The sequence below is a fragment of the Alphaproteobacteria bacterium genome (assembly GCA_002869105.1).
In the GTDB taxonomy this organism is placed as follows: domain Bacteria; phylum Pseudomonadota; class Alphaproteobacteria; order UBA7879; family UBA7879; genus UBA7879.
Genome location: PKTP01000001.1, coordinates 34,842 through 55,386, shown reverse-complemented (window position 1 = coordinate 55,386; position 20,545 = coordinate 34,842). Strand labels below are relative to the sequence as shown.

The following is a 20,545-nucleotide window of genomic DNA, read 5'->3' as shown; positions in this document are numbered from 1 at the left end:
GGTGATCGCCGCTGTTAACGTTGTCTTCCCATGGTCAACGTGGCCAATCGTCCCAATGTTACAGTGCGGCTTATTTCGATTAAACTTCTCTTTACTCATGCTTTATCCTTTCAATCTTTATCTTATTATCCGTTATATTTTGCGCTGATTTCCTCAGCGAGTTGTTGTGGCACTTGAGCGTAACTATTAAACTCCATGTGGAATTGCGCGCGACCTTGACTCATTGAGCGAAGGGTATTTACATACCCAAACATACTTGCCAATGGCACTTGCGCCGTAATAATACGCACATTTGTTTGTTGCTCCATGTTGTTCACTTGGCCACGGCGGCTATTTAAGTCACCAATGATATCCCCTAAATATTCTTCAGGCGTCATCACTTCAACCTTCATAATAGGCTCAAGTAATCTAGGTGCACACTTGCGAACACCCTCACGAAATGCGGCTCTGGAAGCAATTTCAAACGCCAAAGCACTTGAGTCGACATCATGGTATGCACCGTCTATCAAACGCACGCGAAAATCAATCACTGGGAAACCCGCTAAAGGACCAGCTGTCATTGCAGAGAGCAACCCTTTTTCAACACCCGGGATATATTCTTTTGGAATGGATCCCCCCACAATTTCATTTTTAAATGCGTAAGGTGTTCCAGGCTCTTGCGGCTCCATAACAATTTTCAAGCGTGCAAATTGACCCGCACCACCAGATTGCTTCTTGTGAGTGTAATCAACTTCAGCTTTTTGTGTAATGGTTTCACGATACGCCACCTGAGGCGCACCAACGTTTGCTTCAACTTTAAATTCACGCTTCAAACGGTCAACAATAATTTCGAGATGTAGCTCACCCATGCCTTTAATAACAGTCTGACCACTTTCAATATCCATACTCACACGGAAGGATGGATCTTCTTTCGCCAAACGAGAAAGGGCGAGACCCATTTTTTCTTGGTCACTTTTTGTTTTAGGTTCCACCGCAACTTCAATCACAGGATCAGGAAATTCCATACGCTCTAGAATCACAGGCTTAAGAGGATCACAGAGAGTATCTCCTGTGATTGTGTCTTTCAAACCACACAAAGCGACGATATCACCGGCTTCAGCAAACTTAATATCTTCACGACTGTTTGAATGCATCAAGAGCATTCGGCCCACACGTTCTTTTTTACCATTGTTGGCATTCAAGATTGTTGAGCCCGCCTCTAAACGTCCAGAATAAACACGCATAAAAGTAAGTGTTCCAACAAAAGGATCATTCATGATTTTGAAGGCAAGACCAGAAAAAGGATCGGTAGGTTTAGGTTCGCGCTTCACTTCTTCACCCGTTTTGACATCCTCGCCAATGACAGCGCCAATATCAATCGGTGAAGGCAAGAAATCCACAACGGCATCCAATAGAGTTTGAACTCCTTTGTTCTTAAAGGCACTTCCACATATCACTGGAACAAAATCTCCTTTGATCGTTCCCTTACGCAAACATGCTTTCAGGGTATCCTCAGAGATTTCTTCACCCGCAAAGAAAGCTTCCATAACAGCATCATCTTGCTCTGCTGCAGTTTCTAGCAATTTCTCACGATACTCATTGGCTTTATCTTGATAGTCAGCGGGAATATCAACGATATTAAACTTCGCACCCATAGACTCATCTTCCCAGATGATGGCTTTCATCCGCACAAGATCGATAATCCCTTCAAAGTCAGCCTCTACGCCAATCGGCAGCGTCAACACTAACGGGTTTGCACCCAGGCGATCAACAAACATATCTACACAGCGGTAAAAATTTGCACCCATCCGGTCCATTTTATTAACAAAACAAATACGCGGCACCCTATGCTTATCAGCTTGACGCCACACAGTTTCTGATTGGGGTTCAACACCAGCAACGCTATCAAAAACAGCGACAGCGCCATCTAATACGCGCAACGACCGTAAAACTTCGATGGTAAAATCAACGTGACCCGGCGTATCAATGATGTTAATCCGGTGGTCGTTCCAGAAACATGTTGTTGCAGCAGAGGTGATGGTAATCCCACGCTCTTGCTCTTGCTCCATCCAATCCATGGTTGCCGCACCATCGTGCACTTCACCAATCTTGTGGGAACGGCCCGTATAAAACAAAACACGCTCAGTTGTGGTTGTTTTTCCGGCGTCAACATGCGCCATAATACCGATGTTGCGATAATCTTTTAAGGGAACTTGTCTATCACTACTCATTATGATTTAGCCTCTCGTCTAAAAACTTAAAATTGTACTACCAGCGATACAAAGCAAAGGCACGGTTTGCTTCAGCCATTTTATGAGTATCTTCACGTTTTTTCACAGCAGAACCTCGGTTGTTCACAGCATCCAAGATCTCACCAGCCAAACGATCTTTCATGGTTTTCTCTGATCTTTTGCGTGCCGCAATGATAATCCAACGGATCGCTAGAGCAAGTGCACGAATGGAGCGTACTTCAACAGGAACTTGATAGGTTGCTCCACCAACCCGACGAGAACGCACCTCAAGAGTGGGCTTAACGTTTTCAAGCGCTTCATGAAACAACTCGATCGCATCCCGACCTATTTTCTTACTAATGATCTCAAGAGCACCATAAAATATGGTTTCAGCAATGGATTTTTTACCAGCAACCATCATGTTATTAATGAATTTAGACGCGACAATGTCGCCATATTTGGGATCTGGGTTAACAACTCTTTTTTCAGCAGCTCTACGACGTGACATATTTTAATACTCTCTTACTTAGGTTTTTTTGCGCCGTATTTCGAACGGCCGGCCTTACGATCTTTAACACCTTGGGTGTCCAAATTACCACGAACAATGTGATAACGCACACCAGGTAAATCCTTCACCCGTCCACCACGAATCAAAACAACGGAGTGCTCTTGAAGGTTATGACCAATACCAGGTATGTATCCTGTTACCTCATACCCATTCGTCAAACGAATACGGGCAACTTTACGCTGGGCCGAGTTAGGCTTTTTAGGCGTTTGAACATTCACACGCGTACACACACCCCGTTTTTGAGGACAGTTCTCCAATGCAGGGGATTTGCTCCGGCTCGGGGCTTTTTTGCGCGGCTTTCGAATCAACTGGTTAATGGTTGGCATTCAGGTTCCTTTGGTTAATAATTCCTAATTACGCGTGGAATACTATTCATCCCACATATATTCGTCAAGCATTTTAAACTTGAAAAAGAAGATAGATCACAAGGCTTGCTGTTTAAACGCGATGACATTGCAACAGAAAATGTAGCAAGGTCTGATCGCATTGATGACAACAGCGCCTCAATCATCCTTGGCGAGCCTTAAAGCGAGGCTTGCGCTTGTTAATCACATAAGTACGCCCACGACGACGAACAACTCGGCAATCGCGATCACGGCTCTTTAAGGTTTTAATGGAGTTTGCAATTTTCATAACATGATCCTAATAACATAAATTATTGATGAGCGTTCAAGCCAGCCCACCTATTGTTCACTCAGCCCTTCATGATCATCAAAAGCCTCTTCAGATTCAGAAGCCTCTGTGCTTTTTTCATCGGCTGACCTTTCTTTTTTAGAAGCGCTCTCATCCACATCTTTCACAAGTTGCTTTTCTGCTTCAACCATGGTTGGTGCAACACTCACTTGGATTTCAGCAAAAACCTCTGGGTGAAGCTGAACATGCAGGGTGTGCACACCTTTTTCTTTGATCGGCTTATTGATAATGATTTGATTTTTATCAACTGTAAAAAACTTTTCTGTGATTAACGCAGCTACATCTTTTGCCGTTACAGACCCATAAAGCTGGCCACGGTCACTGGTTTGACGAATCACAGGAAAAATCTGCCCATTCAATGCGGTTACTTTTTCTGCAGCACCCGCCTTAAGGCGTAAATTTTCAGCAACAATTTGATCTTTTTGCTGCTCATAATACGCAATGTTCTCTTTTGTGGCGCGCAGTGCACGCTTTTGGGGAATTAAAAAGTTCCGCGCAAATCCATCTGCAACGTCAACGACGTCTCCAATAGCACCGCGTTTATTGAGTCTTTCTAGTAAAACAACTTTCATTTCAACTTCTCTCGATTTTTATTCTGAGCACGATTACTTTTCAACATATGGCATAAGAGCAATTAAGCGTGCACGCTTAATTGCAGTTGCCAATTCCCGCTGCTTGTCAGCCGAAACAAAGGTGATGCGGCGCGGCATAATACGGCCCCGCTCGGTTATAAACTTAGATAAAAGTTTAATATCCTTATAGTCAATCGCTGATGCGTTTTTTCCTTTAAACGGGCAAGTGCGCTGAGGCCTAAAGAAATTTTGTGTTTTTTTTACGGGGGTGCGTTCAGCCATTTAAAAACCTCTTACTCTACAATGTTATTAGCTGGACCTGTTGGTCCGTAGGCGCCATAGTTATTCTTGACATACTTCATCATCACAGACGGCGATGATGAATCGACTCCATCGACTCGGACTGTCATGTAACGAAGCACATCTTCACTAAGGCGCATTTGGCGCTCCATCTCATGAATAGCTTCAGCAGGCGCTTCAATGCTGAGCAAGGCATAGTGACCACGCTCACTCTTGTTAATGGGGTAAGAAAATTTTTTAAGACCCCAATATTCAGTTTTGGATGTCTTGCCTTTAAAATCATTCATGATTTTTTTATAGCGATCTATGAGCGCATCTACTTGAGTAGGCGAGAGATCTTGACGTGCAATAAACACGGTTTCGTAACAATTCATTATGCGTCCTTTCGGTTAAAGCGGTCTACCACTCCAGCGATTAATATCGCAAGGATAGTTGGGAATATATAGGAATCATCAGCGGATGCAAGCAAAAAATCTCATTATCAATGCTGAGATCTATAATAACTGGATTGGAAGTAAACTTTAAGGGAATGCCGAATCAAAACATCAAGAACAGCTGCAACAGGTATTGAAATTAAAAGACCCACCACACCGAAGATGGCTCCCCCTACATACAACGTTAATATGATCCAAAGCGGATTCAGGCCAATCTTATTTCCCATCACCCGGGTACCAAAATAAAACTCTCTAGAATTTGTCCGATCATATAAATTGCAATGATGTACCAGAACGCCAACGAGGTATCAAATTGCACATACCCTATAATAAGCGCGGCAATAAAGCTGATATAAAACGTTAACATGGGAACAAAAAAGAATGTTCCAGTTAAAAAGCCAAGAACAAGGCCATGCTTAAGGCCAACAGCTGACAAACAAGACATGTAATAGATGCTAAAAATAATACTGAGTAAGAATTGCCCTCGAATGTAGCTTACCAAGCGAACATTAATATCCCGTAAAATCTTGAAAGATGTGTTGCTGTAAAGCCTGGGGATCAGCTTGCCGAGGGTATTGAAAATATAGTCTGCATCTCTCAAAAAATAAAAGGTAAACAACGGCACAAGAATGGCATATATCAAAATATCCGCAATCAGAGATGTGTTTTGAAGCAGCCGTAACAACGTTGATTTCACAAAGGAAATAGCATCTGGCATGAAAGAGCTGATATCAATCTTCAATTCTGAAAATTGGCTCAATAACTTATTCTCTGTTAAGTGAAGCTGCCAATGATGCAAATGATCCCGAATCATTTCCCCATACTCGGGCAACATCATGAGAAAGTTCCAAAATTCTCTTTGGAAAATAGGGATTAAAATAACAAAAAACAGCAACACCAAGCTAAAGAAAGGGAAAAAGACTAACCAGGTTGACAACCTATTAGGAAGGCCTCTGACGATTAGTGCTTTTTTAGCCGGAAGCAACAAATAAGCCAAGATGGCACTTAATGTAATGGGCAATAAAATAACCCAAGCGTAATATAAAAACACGCCTATCAGCAGCAAGGACAAGAGAAACCAAAGTCGATGTGTCATATTCAGTTCATTTTATTAAAGAAAATATATCATCATCCGAGCAAAAAAAGAAATTTTGATTGACGCCCTAGCAAAATGACTTCAAAATTTAATGAGTATTTGGGGTAGGCTTTATGAAAAATTTTAAAAATTACTTTTGTGTCATGTTGTTGTCAACCTTTATGACTCCATGCCTTTTCGCTGCCTGCCCAACGGTTAAATGTGTTGAGCTCACCTGCCAGAAATGCAAAGGTTCGACGTGCACCACCTTGGGAATAGTTGCCCAAAACATTTCACAGGACGGCCAAGAAATTCAAAAAACTTGTTATCAAGCATTCAACCACTCCACTTCTTACACCGCCAACGATTATACGGACCAAATGAACAACTCTGCTGGAACACCAGTTAATGGAATTGATGCACGCAAAGATGGGAAATGCACAGGAAACTTAATCACGAGTGACATGGCCAAGTGTGAATAAGTAATAGCAGCGACTGTTTTTCACACGGCTCAAATCATCATCTTAACAAAAAAACTTGATTCAATTGGCTAATTACAGTTAACTCTGGGTCATGTTTCAAAATTTAACCAATAAACTTTCGACTGTTTTTGATGGACTCAATCGGCGTGGCACGCTCTCTGAAGAAGATGTCAATAAGGCCCTGCGTGAAGTGCGCCTTGCTCTGCTCGAAGCTGATGTTTCCCTGCCCATTGCCAAGCAATTTATTGATCAAGTTAAAGAAAAAGCCATAGGCCAAGAGATTGTTAAAAGCATTTCGCCCGCGCAAATGGTTATCAAACTCGTCCATGACCAATTGGTCGAATTGCTGGGCGCTGAAACAGCCGAACTTTCCCTCAACACGCAGCCACCGGCTGTTATTCTCATGGCAGGCCTCCAAGGGGGTGGTAAAACCACTGCTTCCGCTAAACTTGCCCGGTGGCTGATTCAGAAAAAAAACAAAAAAGTTTTAGTAGCTTCCCTTGATATTTATCGCCCCGCTGCGCAAGAGCAACTTGCCATACTCGCCAAGCAAATTAACACCCCCTCCCTGGAGGTTGTTCCAGGTCAATCCCCTGCTGATATTACCAAACGGGCCCTCAAGCTCGCCAAGGCAGAGGGCTATGATGTTCTGATCCTCGACACCGCAGGACGAACGCATATTGATGAATCGATGATGCAAGAAGCCCAAGAGATTCATGAAATCAGCAAGCCCATAGAAACGTTTTTAGTTGTCGATAGTATGACCGGTCAAGATGCGGTCAACAGTGCAAAATCTTTCAACGCAGCCCTGCCCCTCACAGGTATCATCCTAACACGCGTTGATGGCGATAGTCGTGGCGGTGCTGCCTTATCAATGAAGCTAGCTACAGGCTGCCCCATTAAGTTTATTGGCCTGGGTGAGAAGATTGATCAATTTGATGTCTTTCATCCTGAAAGAATTGCGGGCCGCATTCTTGATAAAGGAGATGTGGTCAGCTTGGTTGAGCAAGCTGCTGAATCTTTTGACGAAGCAGCGGCAGAAAAACTCAGCAAAAAAATGGCGAAGGGTAAGTTTGATCTCAATGACTTAGCCAGCCAACTTCGGCAAATGCAGAAAATGGGCGGTATGGGCAAACTGATGTCTATGATCCCAGGCATCAATAAGATGAAAGATAAATTGGGTTCAGCTGGCTTGGAAGAAAAATCCATCGCCCATCAGATCGCTCTCATTCAATCAATGACTCCTCAAGAACGTCGGTATCCAAAGCTTCTCAATGCCTCACGCAAACGCCGGGTCGCTCAAGGATCTGGTCTGGACGTCCCTCTCATTAATAAGCTGCTCAAGCAACATGAAGGCATGGGCAAGATGATGAAGAAAATGAAGAAGATGAAAAAGTCAGACCTTGCCGCGCTTGAGAGCAAAATGGGACAACTGCCCAACTCACCTTTCAATCAATAGCTTTAACCTCTCAAGATCAAAGCATGTGATTGAGAAGCTCAATATAGGCCTTGGCTAATCTACCGGCAAACCCTGGCGCGCACCCACCTTGTGTTGCAATGTTTTCATGATAGGCATATGCAAGCTTTTCCATAGCCATAACACTGACATGATGTTTTTCACCGTTAAATGTAATTTCTTGGGTTGGCCCTGCGTAAGAAACCCTTAAAATCAAATCCCAACAGCGGGAAAGCAACGTTCTATAATTCTGTCCAATCTCTGGATCCACAGCACCTGATTGGAGATATGCTTTTCCTTTACCATTCATAAAAGGCAATGCATGCTGATAGCGTTCTTTAAAATGATCGCCTGCATTGATGAATTGAGTCAAGATCGCATGAATAGCCTGCCAATCATGATCAGCGCGCGTCTTAATGGCCTGTCCATCAAGAGCCACATAAGTATCGAAAGTCCCTTTGATAATGCGGTTGTATTGATGCACATCAATCTCGTACTCACCCGCTGCATTGCAGGGCATTTTTTTCACCTGTTCATTATAGGCAGCATGAAGATTTGGCAAGTCTGCGTAAAACTTTTTGCGTTCTTCGGCAGTAGCGATTGGATGTGGTCTGATATCGTGCCCTACCGCAGCAGCGCCGCCGTATGCATCTTCCAGATCCATGGCCGCAAGTCTCGCTGCCAACGCTGCATCTTGTTCTGCTTGCGCCTGCTGTTGGAGCTGTCTAGCAAGTCGGGCGCCCTCTTCCTCTGCTTGCTGCCGGCGAGCCCTCTCTTCTGCTTGTTCCTGCTGTTGAAGCTGTCTAGCAAACCGAGCATCCTCTTCTTCTTGTTGCAACAGGATTGCTAATTCCGCATCTGTCATGCCTTGGCCGCCAGAAGCTGCTGCCCCGGAAGGCACTGGAGCTGCCCCCGCCCTTTCTTGAGCACGTTTGATTTCTGCTTCTAAAGCTTCTTGCAGTTCTACATCTGACAAACCTAACTCACCAACATCGATGCCAGCATCTACTGCACCTTGAGCCGCAGACCCTTGGGTCGCGGCCATCACTTGATCATACTCGTCCCCCAAGGCAGCTCTTAAGCTTGACTCTTCTTCAGGCGTTAACGCTTGGACGCCAAAAATAAAAAATAGGACAAAAATAGTAAATAAGTTTTTCATAATAGTTAACATTCAAATTGCAACATCTATATAACAATCAAAAATAATTATTCAAGGGGTTATTTATTTTGAAAATCAATTGTTGTTGGTGCTTAAGTGACAAATATGATAAAGATCGGTTCAAATGATGTAACATAAGTTTACAAAAAATGCCCAAAGCTCCAGAAATCGTTACGTTTGGTTGTCGCCTGAATACTTTTGAATCATCCATGATGCAGTCACATGCCCAAAGTGCCGATCTGACTGATACCATTATCATCAATACATGCGCCGTTACCGCTGAAGCCGAACGTCAAGCCAAACAAACCATCCGTAAACTTAAGCGCGACCAACCCCACAAAAAAATCATTGTTACGGGCTGTAGTGCACAAATTCAACCCAAAACGTATGCTGATATGCCTGAAGTCAGTCATGTCCTGGGTAATCAAGAAAAATTAAAAGCAGAAACTTTTAAAGATCTTCAAGCGAATAAAATGCCACGCATGCACGTTTCCGACATTATGCAAGCGATGGAAGCAGAAATTGATATTGTTCCCCAAATCGAAGGTCAAAGCCGCGTTTACTTAGAAGTGCAAAATGGCTTTGATCATCGCTGCACCTTTTGTACCATTCCCTATGGCCGTGGCAACAGCCGAAGCGTCCCCATGGGTCATCTTTTCAAACAAGTAAAAACCTATGTCGATAACGGCTTTAATGAAATTGTCTTAACCGGGGTTGATATCACGTCTTATGGCCAGGACTTGCCTGGAAAACCAACTCTTGGGCAAATGATGCGTCGCCTTTTGGCCCACATCCCTGACCTACCTCGTCTGCGCCTGTCTTCGGTGGATCCCGTTGAAATTGATAATGATGTTTTTCAGCTTTTAGCAACGGAGAACCGTCTCATGCCCCATTTGCACATCAGCCTTCAAGCCGGCGACGATCTGATTTTAAAGCGGATGAAACGACGTCACCTCCGCCATGATCTTCTCAGTTTTTGTCAACGCGCCCGTCAAGCCCGGCCAGATGTGGTTTTTGGCGCCGATATCATTGCCGGTTTTCCAACGGAATCTGAAGAGATGTTTCAAAACACGCTAAACATTATATCCGATTGCGACCTGACTTTTTGTCATATTTTTCCCTACTCCCCACGCCCAGGCACACCGGCTGCACGTATGCCGCAAGTTGATCGGGCAACTGTTAAAGAAAGAGCTAAGCTCTTGCGCACGGCAGCCGCCACCAATCAATCCAAGAACTTTGCAAAACAAGTTGGTAAAAAAATGATAGCCCTCACAGAATCAGCCAATAAAGCTAGGGCCGAGAACTTTATGCCCATTCAATTAACCGCGCCCAGTTCTTCTGGCCAGTTAATCAGCGTCATGATAGAGTCTGCAGATGACAAATGCCTTTACGCAAAACCTCTTTAACTCCAATAAGGCTCGTTAAATGAATTGGTTCAAAAAACTCAACACCGCTTTTAAAAAATCATCTTCTAAGTTAACAGACAATATCAGTCAGATTTTCACGAAAAAGAAGCTAGATGACGATACACTAGAAGCCTTTGAAGACCTCTTAATTGAAAGTGACATGGGGGTTGCCACCACACAAGAACTCAGTCTTAAATTGCGCAAAACGAGATTTGGCAAAGATGTAACACATCAAGAAATCCAAGAATTTTTAGCAGCCGAAATTGAAAAGATTGTTTCACCGCGTGCAGCGCCCTTAACACTCGACTTTTCATCGACACCTCAAGTTGTTTTGATGGCAGGTGTCAATGGCAGTGGTAAAACAACCTCCATTGCAAAATTGTGTCATGGCTGGCAACAAGAAGGAAAAAAGATCCTGATTGCCGCAGCCGATACGTTTAGAGCCGCCGCTGTTGACCAGCTCGAAACATGGGCGAATCGTTTATCCATCCCCTTATATAAGAAAAGCCACGGCGCTGATGCTGCGGGCGTTGTTTATGAAGCTTATCAACAAGCATGTGCAAAAGACGTTGATATCCTCATCATTGATACAGCAGGCAGACTTCAAAACAATACATCCCTAATGGCGGAACTAGAAAAAATTTGCCGGGTCTTGAAAAAGCTGGATCCAGCGTTGCCTCATCACGCCCTTCTGGTGCTCGATGGCACAACCGGTCAAAACGCCCTCCAGCAAGTCATTCAATTCCAAAAATCCATCCCGCTCACTGGCTTAATCATGACCAAGCTAGATGGCACAGCTAAGGGAGGCATTCTTGTACAAATTGCCAGCCAAACAGATCTCCCCATTCATGCCATTGGCATTGGGGAGAAACTGGAAGATTTAAATACCTTTGATGCCAAAGCCTACGCCCAATCACTTGTTCCAGTTGAAACATAAAAAGCTTCTACTACGGCGTTCTTGACATGGTAGAGATAGGACCTGATAATAAATTCAAATTTTAGGGCACAAAATATGTATAGTTTATTCACCCATTATCTAGGCGATCTTGGTCTTTCTCAAGTGCTTTCCTCTTCTCTCGCAACGGTTTTGTGCTTGCTGATATTGTTATGTACCGCCTACGCAGCTCATAAGGTCATGGCTTTTCTTTTCGTGACACGAATTAATAAATTCCTCGAGAGACATAATACTCTTTCAATGCGCTTCATCATCCGTTATCAAGCGGTTCGAAAAATATTTTCATTAATCCCGGTCCTGGTTCTTTTTACTTTTGGTCCGGCCGCTCTGGATCAATCGGACAACCCTTATTTTAAAAATGTTTGGCTTATTTTTAGTAAAATTCTTTGGGTTTATTTGTATTTCAAAGTAGCAGTTTTAATCAACACCTTCATTCATGTTGGAGAGAAGATATATAATACCAAGCCAATCAGCAGCCGCTGGCCGATCAGCACTTACACTCAAACGATTAAAATCATCATCTATGGAATCCTGGCGATACTGGCTGTTTCAACATTAGCAGGAAAATCTCCTGGCGCTCTTCTAGCAGGCCTTGGTTTTGCGAGTGGTATTACCATGTTGGTTTTTAAAGATGCCATTCTCTCTTTTGCAGCTAACTTCCAAATTTCGTCTCTGAACATTCTTAAAGTCGGCGATTGGATAGAAATACCCAGTGAAAACATCAGTGGGACAGTTACCGATATCTCTTTGAGTATTATTAAAATTGAGAACTTTGACAAAACCATTTCAACCGTTCCCCCAACAAAAATTGTCAATAATGTTATAAAAAACTGGGCTGGTATGGAAGAAGCTGGTGGTCGCAGGTTTACACCAACACTTTTAATCGACACTCAAAAAGTTGTTCCACTCACTCCAGAGAAACTGACGCAGTTTAGTGAGTTCCCAGAGCTCAGTCAATTCATAGAAAGGGCCTCTAAAGATCCCCAAAAGCACACAAATTTAGGGGCTTTTAGACACTACGCTCTCAACTACCTGCGCAATGATGATCGTATCCACAGCGAAAGCTTTACAATACTAGCGCGCCTCCTTGATTCTAATAGTTATGGCTATTTGCCTCTACAAATTTATGCCTTCACCAAAACAACGAATTGGGGAGAGTATGAAGATATTCAAAGTGAAATTGTGGAGCATCTCATTAGTATCGCTGCCCTCTTTGACCTTGAAATCATCCGTAGGTAGCTACGATATAAAAAGTATTAGCCACGGGCTGGCCTTTTTCTTTTCAACCATTTAGTTAAGATAAAAAGCGATTGATTGGGTCAAGGCTGATTTGTAACAAGGTGTGATCGCCTTGGTGTACAATCTCACTGGGTACGTTCATTGGAAGCAAATCATTATAAGGCCCATGGCCAAACCTGGACTGCTCATATATGGGAATATCCTGTCCTATATATTCACGCACATACTTGCCAATCAGCTTATAGAATGTTTTTTGATCCACTTTCTTATTACCACCCTTAAGTGACAAATCACCAAAAATAATGGCTTTCACTTTATTAAACCGCCCTGTATCGAATAGCCCTTCTAGCTTTTCCCTCAGCACAATGGCTGGTTCATTAACATCTTCTAAAAATAGAATGACATTATCAAAAGAGATATCTTTAAAATCCCCCCAATATTTCTCTGGATGACACTCAAATTACCCCCAAGAATTGGACCTTGGATGTTGTTTGATCGTTTGCTTTTCTTAGCAGCGGCATTTATAGGCGTAAGTGTGTAAGTGAGCGTATCAACACTCTGCTTCTTAAGAAGCTTGATCACTGGTTTTAAGGAGGCCTTCTGATTTACTTTTGATCCCGTCAATTTGAAGCGCAAACTATGAAGATCCTCATTATGCATTAACATCGGCCCATGAAGAAAAATCCAATCGTGGTGGTGCGCCATAAATAATCCAGCGGCCGTCAGATCACTGGATCCAATTAGAAACTTTCGAGCTGCTTGGCGATCTTTATGAATAGGGTGCTTAGAAAATTTTCTCAAAACAGCTTGCGAACCATAGCCGCCTCTGGCAGCCCAAAGCACACGGGACTTGCTCAAAATGCTTCTTAAAAAATGTTTAAAACGCTCCTCGTCGGTATTCATGTAAATGGAGAAAGGTGTTCGAGCAGCTGTTTTAGCCTTATCATCCTTTCCGACAGAAAAACCTTTTCGGCTTAGAAGTTTATGTGCTGCGCTTAAAATTTGATTAGGGACGACACTTCCAATTGTCAAAATATCTATTTTCTGATCAGCCAGTGCCGACACTTTAGGCAAAGCCATGAAAATTATGAGTAAGATAAAAATCCTAGCAGTTTTCATAGAACCCTCTCCTGTTAAAAAAAACGTCTTAAATCAAACCACCCGATCTTAGATGCTTTTATTATAACATCGATTCCGCTAAGCCTGATTTCGACTGTTCGTATAAATTTATTTTTTCCACCGCTTTGGGCATGGATACCAAAGCATGTTCCAAAACTTCATCAAAATGCTTCACCGGAATAATTTCGATGGCTTCTTTCACATTAGCAGGCACATCCACCAAGTCTTTTTCGTTCTCAAAAGGAATCAATACTTTCTTGACCTGCCCGCGCACAGCTGCCAGCAATTTCTCTTTTAGCCCCCCAATGGGGAGAACCCGGCCAATCAAACTTATTTCACCAGTCATTGCCACATCAAAGCGCACAGGAATGCCTGTAAAAACAGACACCAAAGATGTTGTAATGGCAATGCCAGCAGACGGTCCATCTTTGGGCGTTGCGCCGGCAGGGGCATGAACATGAACATCATGTTGTAAAAACATTTGAGGCTCAATACCATACTTTTCAGCAGAGGAACGAATAAAACTCAAGGAAGTTTTGATCGACTCTTGCATCACCTCTCCAAGCTTACCAGTTAGGTTTATTTTTCCCTTACCAAAGCTCACGGCTGCCTCAATCGGCAACATATCACCACCCACTTCAGACCAGGACAGGCCCGATGTAACGCCCACCATACTTTTTTGCGAGGCTATCTCAAACGTATATTTCTTGGGGCCAAGGTACTGTTCTAAATGCTTTTGCGTAACCGTATGACTGGTTTTCTCTTGGTCATAAATTTCACGTAGAGATTTTCGCGCTAAGGATAGAAGCTCTCGCTCCAAACCCCGAACCCCGGATTCGCGGGTGTAGTGGCGGATGACGAGCTCTAAAATTTCTTTTTTAAGCATGAATTCTTTGGCTGTTAAACCTGTGCGCTCGCGAACCTTTTTAAGGAGATACTCTTGAGCAATCGCCAACTTTTCTTCTTCCGTGTAACCTGATAATTGAATCATTTCCATACGGTCCATCAACGGCCGTGGAATGTTGTAAGAGTTGGCCGTTGCAATAAACAACACCTGAGAAAGATCATAATCAACTTCAAGGTAATGATCGTTGAACTCTTTATTCTGACTGGGATCCAAAACCTCAAGTAAGGCAGACGTGGGATCACCCCGCCAATCAGCCCCCATCTTATCAATTTCATCAAGCAAGATAAGCGGGTTCGATTTTTTAACTTTTTTCATGCCTTGGATCAAACGGCCCGGCATCGCACCAATATAAGTCCGACGATGCCCCCGAATTTCAGCTTCATCCCGAACACCGCCCAAAGAAATTTTCAAAAATTCGCGGCCGGTTGCCTCAGCAATTGAACGACCTAAAGAGGTTTTACCAACGCCGGGAGGGCCAACGAAACAAATGACTTGACCGGATGACTTTTTCAAGCGCTTTTGAACAGCTAACAAATCCAAAATACGTTCTTTGACTTTGATCAATCCATGGTGGTCTCGATCCAAAACTTTTTGTGCTTTATGCAAATCAAATGAAAGTTTAGACGGCTCATTCCAAGGAATATCAATAAACCACTCTAAATATCCTCGAATGATAGATGCTTCAGAGGACATGGGGTTCATCTGGCTTAATTTACGAATTTCTGAATCCGTCTTTTGCCGCGCTTCTTGTGTTAATTTTTTCTTTTTAAGCTTTGATTTAAGCTCTTGAATTTCATTGCCTTCATCATCGCCCTCTTGCTGATTGAGCTCTTTTTGAATGGCTTTCATTTGCTCATTCAGATAATACTCCCGGTGCTTCTTTTCGAGCTCTTTTTTAACTTTTCTGTGGACGCGCTCTTCAATCTTCATAGCGTCTAATTCTACCAACAAGGCCGATAAAAGCTTTTCCAACCGGTGTAGTTGCTTTGGCATTGCCAAAACCTCTTGCTGCATATCAAGATCAGTCAATATTTTGGAACTAATTAAATCAATCAACTTGCTCGGTTGTTTTTCCTTGCTGACCATCGCAATAAAATCGGGGGAAATGCGTTTGCTATAATTTGCATAGGTCAAAAAGTTTTGCACCAGTGAATCAAGCAATGTTGCTGGAATATTTTGATCTTCGACATAAAAAGGCTGAAGAGAGGCAAATCCAAGTCCTTGAGATTTTTCAAAGCTGGCAACCTGTGCGCGCTCAATCCCTTCAACCAGCACTTTCAGTGTGCCATCAGGCAAGTGAATAACCTGATGAATGGTGGCAATCACACCAATATCATGGAGAGAGTTTAAACTCATCTCAGGGAATTCATTGGCCGGGTCTTTTTGGAGAACAAGAAAAAGTTTTTTGCCGACATCTAACGCGTGCTCAACAGCTTGAACGGATGCATCACGTCCCACAAATAAGGTCATGACCATGTGGGGGAAAACCACAGTATCACGAAGAGGAATCAGAGGAAGCGGTTGCAAAAAAAGGCCTGTATCAACCATTTTCTATGCCGAATCTTTCTCTGGATTCAGCTGCTTTTTCTGAGCGCCACGCAGCAAACGCGCAACGTTTGGATCTTTGACGTCCTGGACATCAATGCCAATTTTTTCGATCCCCTCATAGTCAGGAAGCTCATACATCAAATCTAACAAACAAGCTTCTAAAATAGACCGCAATCCTCGCGCTCCTGTTTTGCGCTTCAAGGCTTGCTGAGCAATGTAATGCAGTGCCGCATCTGTAAACGTCAGCTCAACATTTTCCATGGCAAAGAGTGCTTGGTATTGCTTCACAAGTGAATTTTTTGGATCCGTCAAAATAGTGATCATCGCTTTCTCGTCCAAATCTTCAAGGGTTGCAATAATCGGCAAACGCCCAACAAATTCGGGGATAAGACCAAATTTCAGCATATCCTCAGGCTCAACATTTCGCAGGATTTCTCCTGTTCGACGATCTTCAGGACGGCTCACCTCAGCGCCAAATCCGATAGAGGATTCTTTGCCGCGCTGCGCAATAATTTTTTCAAGCCCAGAAAAGGCTCCCCCGCAAATAAATAAAATGTTTGTGGTATCAACTTGAAGGAATTCTTGCTGAGGGTGCTTTCTGCCTCCTTGAGGCGGGACAGAGGCAACCGTTCCTTCCATAACTTTCAAGAGCGCCTGCTGAACGCCCTCACCCGACACATCTCGGGTGATCGATGGATTGTCTGTTTTTCGGGTAATCTTATCAACCTCATCAATATAGACAATCCCACGTTGTGCTTTTTCAACGTCATAGTCAGCCGATTGAAGAAGCTTCAGAATAATATTCTCAACGTCTTCCCCCACATATCCAGCTTCCGTTAAGGTTGTTGCATCGGCAATCGCAAAAGGCACATCAATAATCCGTGCCAACGTTTGAGCAAGCAACGTCTTTCCACATCCAGTAGGTCCAATCAAAAGCACGTTTGACTTAGAGAGCTCAACCGCATCTTTTCCACCACTCTGGGAGAGTCGTTTATAATGGTTATGAACGGCAACAGCGAGGATACGTTTTGCGTGTTCTTGGCCAATCACATAAGAATCTAAAACCTGACAAATATCACTGGGCGTTGGGATTTTTGTTGGATCTTTAAGGGCTTCTTTGGCCTCTTCTTTAATAATATCTTCGCAAAGCTCTACGCATTCGTCACAAATAAATACAGACGGCCCCGCAATAAGCTTTTTAACTTCATTTTGACTTTTGCCACAAAAAGAACAATACAGAACTTTATTTTCTTCAGAATCTTTTTTAGATGTCATATGCCTACACACCTTACATTTGTTTAGATATTACCTGATCTTAAAACCATATCCAAGCAAGATCATACTCAACCAAGATTATCTGGTTTTAATTGCCTCAGATCTATGAGTTACAATTTGGTCAACCAAACCAAACTCGCGCGCCTCTTTTGGACTCATGAAACGATCCCGCTCCATGGCCGTTTTAATTTCATCGATGGATTGGCCGGTTATCTCATGATAAATTCGGTTCAGAATATTTTTTTGCTCAACCATCTCTTTAGCATGAATTTCAACGTCTGTTGTCTGCCCGCGGCATCCGCCACCATGAGGTTGGTGCGTCATAATCCTAGCGTGGGGCAATACGTGCCTTTTGCCCTTTGCTCCCGCTCCCAATAGTAACGAGCCAGCTGACGCAGCCAGGCCAAAACACAACGTGGCAACATCCGGACGTATATAGTTCATGGTATCATACATGCCCAGGGCTGAATGAACTGCGCCCCCAGGTGAATTGATGTACAGCCAAATGTCTTTGGCTGGATTTTCTGATTCCAAGAACAACATTTGCGCACAAACCAAGCTCGCAACGGCGTCATCAATGGGCCCCACAACAAAGATAATACGCTCTTTGAGTAGACGCGAGTAAATATCGTAAGAACGTTCCCCGCGGCTGGTTTGCTCAACAACCATGGGGATGAGCGTGCTCATGTGCTTTTCAATAGTCATCATTTCTCCTTAAACCTAACTAAGCTGTCTGACGGTCTTCTACCATCTTTTTCAGTTCATCAATTGTTACCAATACAGGCTTATCTTCGAATTGTGCCAGCAAAGAGTCAATCACTTTTTCTTCAATGATCGGCGCGCGTAGCATATTAACGGCATCGGGATTTTTATTATAATAATCAATTACAGCTTGCTCTTGCCCCGCAAAAGAACGCGCTTTTTCCATCACGGCCTGCTCAAGCTCTTGAGGGCTAACATTGATGTTCTTTTTTCGCGCGGCATTGGAAAGGATCAGCCCCAATTTCACCCGCCTTTCAACTTTGGGATAGTACTCAGAGCGCAGCTTTTCCTTGTCTTCGTCTGACATTTTTTCAGCAGATTCTTTTTGGTTCTGAATTTCTGCACAAATCACATCAAACTCAGCGTCAACCATTTGTCTTGGCAATTCAAGAGTCATTGTCTTATCCAACTGATCCAAAAGATCATGCTTTTCGACGTCCCGCGCAAAACGTTGATAATCCTGCTTCAAGCGACCTTTAAAGCCCTCTTTCATGGCTTCAACAGAGTCATAATTATATTTTTTTGCCAGTTCTTGATCAAGCTTAGCGGGTTTTTTCTCCAGAATAGATTTAAGATTAACATCGAATCGAACCGGCTTGCCTGATAAACTTGTTTCATGATAGGCCTCGGGAAATGCCAGATCAAGAGTCACCTTTTCACCGGGCTTGACACCAATCAACCCCTCTTCAAAACCATCGATTAAAGATTGACTCCCAAGCTCTAATTCAAAATCAGCTGCCTTACCGTTATCAAGGGCTTTATCCTCAACAAATCCTTCAAAATCAATGGTGACAACATCACCTTTTTTGGTTGCGCGGCTGGTCTTAACTGCGACCTTCTCACCCATTTCAGCGCACGCCAGGTCAAGAACTTCTTTGATTTTATCGTCACCAACCTGAACATCCAAACGCTTAACTTTGAGTTTTTTTACATCAACATCCTCAATTTCAGGCAAGGACTCAGCTGTAATGGTGAATTTAAAATCTTCTCCTTCTTTGTAAGAATCAGCTTCAATTTTAGCCTGCATTGCAGGTTTAAAATTATGGGTCTCAAACGCTTTTTTTGCCGCTTCCTGAATCAATGCATCCATGCTTTTTTCCAGAGCGATATCGCCATATTTTTGCTTCATAACATCAAGAGGCACTTTGCCTGGTCGAAACCCAGCAACCGTTGTTGTTGCTGCTTTTTCATTTAAATGCGCGTCAATTTTCTCTGCAATCAGACTTGCAGGAATTATGATTTCAAATTTTTTTTCGAGCTGATTTTGTTCAGAAAGTTTAATTTCCATGTCAATCCTTCTAGTGTGAATTATTTTGTGAGTCGTTTTAAGAGCTTAAAAGGGTCCCTAAGATTTTTTTGTGGTGCGGGTGGAGGGACTTGAACCCCCACGACTCTCGTCACTAGAACCTAAATCTAGCGTGTCTGCCAATTCCACCACACCCGCGTGCTGTGTATGACATTTTGATTATCACTTCCTTTTGAACGATGCAAGTGAAAAGCGCTGTAAATATGACACAGCTCTTGATATCAATCATAGCCTAAGCTATCCTTTCTTTAGTGAATTAAGGAAAAATAATGTTTGATCAAAAGATAATTAACACCCTCATTTTTTCAGCTTCCATAGCTACTTTTGGCTATTTTATCTCTAATGGGCTGATTCACTTTAATTCAGCTCATGTCAAATCAGTAGATGTAAAAGGCATAGGAGAAAAAACAATTAAAGCTAATCAAGTTTTCTGGACCATTGTGTTTGAATCAGAAGGAAAAACATTTGATGAAGCCCGAGCAAAATTTCACAAAGACACTGAAGCCTTAAGCCTCTTTATGAAAAACCAAAATTTCAGCACAGAAGACTTCTCTTTCAGCCCTCCCGTCCCTTCTATCAAAACAGAGAGTCGCTATGACAGCAAACTCCAAAAAGACGTTGTGACCAACTCTAAGCATGTGATTAACTCTAAGCTCATCTTACAGTCTAATAATGTAGATAAAGTCGCAACCGCCGCAAAACAAACAACGACTTTGCTGGATAAGGGTATTAAGATGGTCAACGAAAATCACCATAATTATGGCACTAGAGAGGCGAATCCAAGATACATTCTCACCGCGTTTGACCAATATCGCCCAGCACTGCTAGCTGAAGCGGTGCAAAGCGCTCGTAACATGGCCTCTAAATTAGCCCAAGATGCAGGTGCAAAGGTGGGTAGTATTATCAAAGCTAACCAAGGCACTTTCTCTATTTCAAATCCAATGAGCAGCAATGATCCTGAGGAAGCATCGATCATGAAAAAGGTTCGGGTGGTTAGCCACTTAACCTATGAGCTGTCTTAAGAAACCTTTTAAAACCTGCACAGGTGATTTGCACAACTTGTTCAGTCCAACCCTGCT

General features: G+C 43.0%; 23 protein-coding genes and 1 tRNA gene. 6 read left to right on the top strand and 18 right to left on the bottom strand.

The features are described 5' to 3' along the window. The 10 genes from C0582_00310 to C0582_00265 form a co-directional block, all read right to left on the bottom strand. Window positions 1-99: hypothetical protein (locus C0582_00310; protein ID PLX30527.1), on the bottom strand; the 99-nt coding region annotated here is incomplete at its 3' end. Between the two features lie 26 nt (window positions 100-125). After that, window positions 126-2,210: an elongation factor G gene (gene fusA, locus C0582_00305; GenBank protein PLX30525.1), complete on the bottom strand. Its 2,085-nt coding sequence runs from the start codon at window positions 2,208-2,210 to the stop codon at window positions 126-128. Between the two features lie 37 nt (window positions 2,211-2,247). Continuing rightward, window positions 2,248-2,718, bottom strand: coding sequence for a 30S ribosomal protein S7 (locus tag C0582_00300; GenBank protein ID PLX30524.1), 471 nt, complete (start codon window positions 2,716-2,718; stop codon window positions 2,248-2,250). Window positions 2,719-2,732: 14 nt separating this feature from the next. Continuing rightward, window positions 2,733-3,104, bottom strand: a complete 372-nt coding sequence (locus tag C0582_00295; GenBank protein PLX30523.1) for a 30S ribosomal protein S12 — start codon at window positions 3,102-3,104, stop codon at window positions 2,733-2,735. 181 nt (window positions 3,105-3,285) lie between these two features. Then, entirely contained in the window at window positions 3,286-3,411 is a 126-nt protein-coding gene (locus tag C0582_00290) for a 50S ribosomal protein L36 (GenBank protein PLX30522.1), read from the bottom strand. A gap of 50 nt (window positions 3,412-3,461) precedes the next feature. Beyond that, complete coding sequence (locus C0582_00285) at window positions 3,462-4,043, bottom strand: 50S ribosomal protein L9 (protein PLX30521.1); 582 nt, start codon at window positions 4,041-4,043, stop codon at window positions 3,462-3,464. Between the two features lie 33 nt (window positions 4,044-4,076). Then, on the bottom strand, window positions 4,077-4,325 hold the full coding sequence (rpsR, locus tag C0582_00280) for a 30S ribosomal protein S18 (protein PLX30520.1): 249 nt from the start codon (window positions 4,323-4,325) through the stop codon (window positions 4,077-4,079). 11 nt (window positions 4,326-4,336) lie between these two features. Continuing rightward, on the bottom strand, window positions 4,337-4,717 hold the full coding sequence (locus C0582_00275; GenBank protein ID PLX30519.1) for a 30S ribosomal protein S6: 381 nt from the start codon (window positions 4,715-4,717) through the stop codon (window positions 4,337-4,339). Window positions 4,718-4,824: 107 nt separating this feature from the next. Further along, window positions 4,825-5,004, bottom strand: a complete 180-nt coding sequence (locus tag C0582_00270) for a hypothetical protein (GenBank protein PLX30518.1) — start codon at window positions 5,002-5,004, stop codon at window positions 4,825-4,827. Continuing rightward, window positions 5,004-5,873, bottom strand: a complete 870-nt coding sequence (locus C0582_00265; GenBank protein PLX30517.1) for a hypothetical protein — start codon at window positions 5,871-5,873, stop codon at window positions 5,004-5,006. Before C0582_00265 ends, C0582_00270 begins: the two co-directional genes overlap by 1 nt. A 113-nt stretch (window positions 5,874-5,986) precedes the next feature. Between C0582_00265 and C0582_00260 the strand changes: the two genes are divergently transcribed. After that, on the top strand, window positions 5,987-6,334 hold the full coding sequence (locus tag C0582_00260) for a hypothetical protein (GenBank protein ID PLX30516.1): 348 nt from the start codon (window positions 5,987-5,989) through the stop codon (window positions 6,332-6,334). Window positions 6,335-6,425: 91 nt separating this feature from the next. After that, the gene (locus C0582_00255) at window positions 6,426-7,793 is read left to right on the top strand and encodes a signal recognition particle protein (GenBank protein PLX30515.1); all 1,368 of its coding nucleotides are present in this window, start codon (window positions 6,426-6,428) and stop codon (window positions 7,791-7,793) included. 16 nt (window positions 7,794-7,809) lie between these two features. Here C0582_00255 and C0582_00250 read toward each other — a convergent pair whose 3' ends face one another. Then, window positions 7,810-8,949, bottom strand: coding sequence for a hypothetical protein (locus C0582_00250; GenBank protein ID PLX30514.1), 1,140 nt, complete (start codon window positions 8,947-8,949; stop codon window positions 7,810-7,812). Window positions 8,950-9,098: 149 nt separating this feature from the next. On the opposite strand from C0582_00250, the gene C0582_00245 reads away from it, so the two are divergent. The 3 genes from C0582_00245 (at window position 9,099) to C0582_00235 (ending at window position 12,549) form a co-directional block, all read left to right on the top strand. Beyond that, on the top strand, window positions 9,099-10,355 hold the full coding sequence (locus C0582_00245) for a tRNA (N(6)-L-threonylcarbamoyladenosine(37)-C(2))-methylthiotransferase MtaB (protein ID PLX30513.1): 1,257 nt from the start codon (window positions 9,099-9,101) through the stop codon (window positions 10,353-10,355). 19 nt (window positions 10,356-10,374) lie between these two features. Then, a complete protein-coding gene (locus C0582_00240; protein PLX30512.1) occupies window positions 10,375-11,292 on the top strand; it encodes a signal recognition particle-docking protein FtsY in 918 nt (305 codons plus the stop codon). A 75-nt stretch (window positions 11,293-11,367) separates the two neighbouring features. Continuing rightward, entirely contained in the window at window positions 11,368-12,549 is a 1,182-nt protein-coding gene (locus C0582_00235) for a hypothetical protein (protein ID PLX30511.1), read from the top strand. Window positions 12,550-12,604: 55 nt separating this feature from the next. Here C0582_00235 and C0582_00230 read toward each other — a convergent pair whose 3' ends face one another. The 7 genes from C0582_00230 to C0582_00200 form a co-directional block, all read right to left on the bottom strand. Beyond that, the gene (locus C0582_00230; protein ID PLX30510.1) at window positions 12,605-12,967 is read right to left on the bottom strand and encodes a hypothetical protein; all 363 of its coding nucleotides are present in this window, start codon (window positions 12,965-12,967) and stop codon (window positions 12,605-12,607) included. Next, complete coding sequence (locus C0582_00225; GenBank protein PLX30509.1) at window positions 12,937-13,668, bottom strand: hypothetical protein; 732 nt, start codon at window positions 13,666-13,668, stop codon at window positions 12,937-12,939. The genes C0582_00230 and C0582_00225 overlap by 31 nt, the downstream gene beginning before the upstream one ends. A gap of 61 nt (window positions 13,669-13,729) precedes the next feature. After that, on the bottom strand, window positions 13,730-16,123 hold the full coding sequence (locus tag C0582_00220; protein ID PLX30508.1) for an endopeptidase La: 2,394 nt from the start codon (window positions 16,121-16,123) through the stop codon (window positions 13,730-13,732). Window positions 16,124-16,126: 3 nt separating this feature from the next. Next, window positions 16,127-17,398, bottom strand: a complete 1,272-nt coding sequence (locus C0582_00215; protein PLX30507.1) for an ATP-dependent Clp protease ATP-binding subunit ClpX — start codon at window positions 17,396-17,398, stop codon at window positions 16,127-16,129. A 78-nt stretch (window positions 17,399-17,476) separates the two neighbouring features. Continuing rightward, window positions 17,477-18,103, bottom strand: a complete 627-nt coding sequence (gene clpP, locus C0582_00210; protein ID PLX30506.1) for an ATP-dependent Clp protease proteolytic subunit — start codon at window positions 18,101-18,103, stop codon at window positions 17,477-17,479. Between the two features lie 19 nt (window positions 18,104-18,122). Then, window positions 18,123-19,448: a trigger factor gene (locus tag C0582_00205; GenBank protein ID PLX30505.1), complete on the bottom strand. Its 1,326-nt coding sequence runs from the start codon at window positions 19,446-19,448 to the stop codon at window positions 18,123-18,125. A 71-nt stretch (window positions 19,449-19,519) separates the two neighbouring features. Next, window positions 19,520-19,604: transfer RNA gene (locus tag C0582_00200), tRNA-Leu, on the bottom strand. A gap of 131 nt (window positions 19,605-19,735) precedes the next feature. On the opposite strand from C0582_00200, the gene C0582_00195 reads away from it, so the two are divergent. Beyond that, complete coding sequence (locus C0582_00195) at window positions 19,736-20,488, top strand: hypothetical protein (GenBank protein PLX30504.1); 753 nt, start codon at window positions 19,736-19,738, stop codon at window positions 20,486-20,488. Window positions 20,489-20,545 lie beyond the last annotated feature (57 nt).

Bases quoted from the DNA above. Each gene is read 5' to 3' on its own strand.
- fusA (PLX30525.1), bottom strand. From the start codon at position 2,210: ATGAGTAGTGATAGACAAGTTCCCTTAAAAGATTATCGCAACATCGGT.
- C0582_00300 (PLX30524.1), bottom strand. From the start codon at position 2,718: ATGTCACGTCGTAGAGCTGCTGAAAAAAGAGTTGTTAACCCAGATCCC.
- C0582_00295 (PLX30523.1), bottom strand. From the start codon at position 3,104: ATGCCAACCATTAACCAGTTGATTCGAAAGCCGCGCAAAAAAGCCCCG.
- C0582_00290 (PLX30522.1), bottom strand. From the start codon at position 3,411: ATGAAAATTGCAAACTCCATTAAAACCTTAAAGAGCCGTGATCGCGAT.
- C0582_00285 (PLX30521.1), bottom strand. From the start codon at position 4,043: ATGAAAGTTGTTTTACTAGAAAGACTCAATAAACGCGGTGCTATTGGA.
- rpsR (PLX30520.1), bottom strand. From the start codon at position 4,325: ATGGCTGAACGCACCCCCGTAAAAAAAACACAAAATTTCTTTAGGCCT.
- C0582_00275 (PLX30519.1), bottom strand. From the start codon at position 4,717: ATGAATTGTTACGAAACCGTGTTTATTGCACGTCAAGATCTCTCGCCT.
- C0582_00270 (PLX30518.1), bottom strand. From the start codon at position 5,004: ATGGGAAATAAGATTGGCCTGAATCCGCTTTGGATCATATTAACGTTG.
- C0582_00265 (PLX30517.1), bottom strand. From the start codon at position 5,873: ATGACACATCGACTTTGGTTTCTCTTGTCCTTGCTGCTGATAGGCGTG.
- C0582_00260 (PLX30516.1), top strand. From the start codon at position 5,987: ATGAAAAATTTTAAAAATTACTTTTGTGTCATGTTGTTGTCAACCTTT.
- C0582_00255 (PLX30515.1), top strand. From the start codon at position 6,426: ATGTTTCAAAATTTAACCAATAAACTTTCGACTGTTTTTGATGGACTC.
- C0582_00250 (PLX30514.1), bottom strand. From the start codon at position 8,949: ATGAAAAACTTATTTACTATTTTTGTCCTATTTTTTATTTTTGGCGTC.
- C0582_00245 (PLX30513.1), top strand. From the start codon at position 9,099: ATGCCCAAAGCTCCAGAAATCGTTACGTTTGGTTGTCGCCTGAATACT.
- C0582_00240 (PLX30512.1), top strand. From the start codon at position 10,375: ATGAATTGGTTCAAAAAACTCAACACCGCTTTTAAAAAATCATCTTCT.
- C0582_00235 (PLX30511.1), top strand. From the start codon at position 11,368: ATGTATAGTTTATTCACCCATTATCTAGGCGATCTTGGTCTTTCTCAA.
- C0582_00225 (PLX30509.1), bottom strand. From the start codon at position 13,668: ATGAAAACTGCTAGGATTTTTATCTTACTCATAATTTTCATGGCTTTG.
- C0582_00220 (PLX30508.1), bottom strand. From the start codon at position 16,123: ATGGTTGATACAGGCCTTTTTTTGCAACCGCTTCCTCTGATTCCTCTT.
- C0582_00215 (PLX30507.1), bottom strand. From the start codon at position 17,398: ATGACATCTAAAAAAGATTCTGAAGAAAATAAAGTTCTGTATTGTTCT.
- clpP (PLX30506.1), bottom strand. From the start codon at position 18,103: ATGACTATTGAAAAGCACATGAGCACGCTCATCCCCATGGTTGTTGAG.
- C0582_00205 (PLX30505.1), bottom strand. From the start codon at position 19,448: ATGGAAATTAAACTTTCTGAACAAAATCAGCTCGAAAAAAAATTTGAA.
- C0582_00195 (PLX30504.1), top strand. From the start codon at position 19,736: ATGTTTGATCAAAAGATAATTAACACCCTCATTTTTTCAGCTTCCATA.